Below are 1466 nucleotides of genomic sequence, written 5' to 3' on the forward strand. Positions count from 1 at the left end.
CCCCGTTACCTTTTTGATCGTCCCCAGCCGGGGACTCCTCGGTCGCCCGGCCCGGTATGACTTCCTGCCCCTGTCGTTCGGATGATCCGGGGGGTGTTGTCGCCGGGTCGGGTGGCGTCGGCGGACCGCTGATAGGGACACGGCCACCCGTATTGGGGTAGGTCTCTTCGTAACGTGGCTGCCGGCAGTCCGACGCCCTGACTGCGGCCGAGGGCCACGATGCGATGCGTGGAGGCGGGTCTGGTGCACGACGGATATGGCGTCTTCCTGGGCTTGGACGTCGGTAAGGGTGATCACCACGCGGTCGGGTTGGCCCCGGACGGCAAGCGGCTGCACGACGCGGCGTTGCCGAATACCGAGGTCCGGCTGAGGCAGCTGTTCGACAAACTCGCCCGCCATGGTCGTGTCCTGGTGGTGGTCGACCAGCCGGCCTCGATCGGCGCCCTGCCGGTCGCGGTGGCTCGGGCGGCCGGGCATCAGGTGGCCTACCTGCCTGGCCTGGCGATGCGGCGGATCGCCGATCTGCACCCCGGCAGCGCGAAGACCGACGCCCGCGACGCCTACGTCATCGCTGACGCGGCCCGCACCCTGCCGCACACGCTGCGTCGGGTCGACACCGGCGACGAAACTCTGGCCGAGATGGAGATCCTGGTCGGCTTCGACGACGACCTCGCCGGCGAAGCCACCCGCGTGTCCAACCGGATCCGTGGCTTGCTGACGCAAATCCATCCCGCTCTGGAACGAGTCCTCGGCCCCAAGGTCCACCACAAGGCGGTCCTGGAACTGCTGTCCCGCTGCGGCGGCCCGGTCGGCCTGCGCAAGGCCGGCCGCCGCAAACTGCTCTCGATCGCCGCCGTCCACGCACCTCGCATGGGTGACCGGCTCGTCGAGCAGATCATGGCCGCTCTCGACGAGCAGACCGTCACCGTCCCCGGCACCCAGGCCGCGGAGACGATCCTGCCCCGCCTGGCCGACAGCCTCCGCGACATCCTGCGGCAACGCGACCAGGCCGCCGCCCAGGTCGAAAGGATGCTTGATGCGCACCCTCTTGCCCCGGTCCTGACCTCGATGCCCGGCATCGGCGTCAGGACCGCCGCCCGGATCCTGCTCGAAGTCGGCGACGGCACCGCCTTCGCCACCCCAGGCCACCTCGCCGCCTACGCCGGCCTCGCCCCCGTCACCCGACGATCCGGCAGCAGCATCCGTGGCGAACACCCACCCCGCGGCGGCAACAAGAACCTCAAACGCGCGTTCTTCCTCGCCGCGTTCGCAGCCCTGGCCGACCCCGTGAGCAGGGCCTACTACGACCGCAAACGCGCCGAAGGCAAACGCCACAACGCCGCCCTCATCTGCCTCGCCCGCCGTCGCTGCGACGTCCTGTTCGCCATGCTCCGCGACAAGATCCCCTACCAACCCCGCCCCACGACGCCGATCGCCGCTTGACGAACCCCATAGGGACACCCCCC

1 protein-coding gene is annotated in these 1466 nt (G+C 70.1%); it reads left to right on the top strand.

Features of this window, described 5'->3' with window-relative positions; translation table 11 throughout:
* Positions 1–219: 219 nt before the first annotated feature.
* Positions 220–1443, top strand: a complete 1224-nt coding sequence (locus M8C11_RS30100) for an IS110 family transposase (RefSeq protein ID WP_252454815.1) — start codon at positions 220–222, stop codon at positions 1441–1443.
* The last annotated feature ends 23 nt before the right edge of the window (positions 1444–1466 follow it).

Source organism: Micromonospora sp. CPM1 (assembly GCF_023896895.1).
GTDB classification, from domain to species: domain Bacteria; phylum Actinomycetota; class Actinomycetes; order Mycobacteriales; family Micromonosporaceae; genus Micromonospora; species Micromonospora tulbaghiae.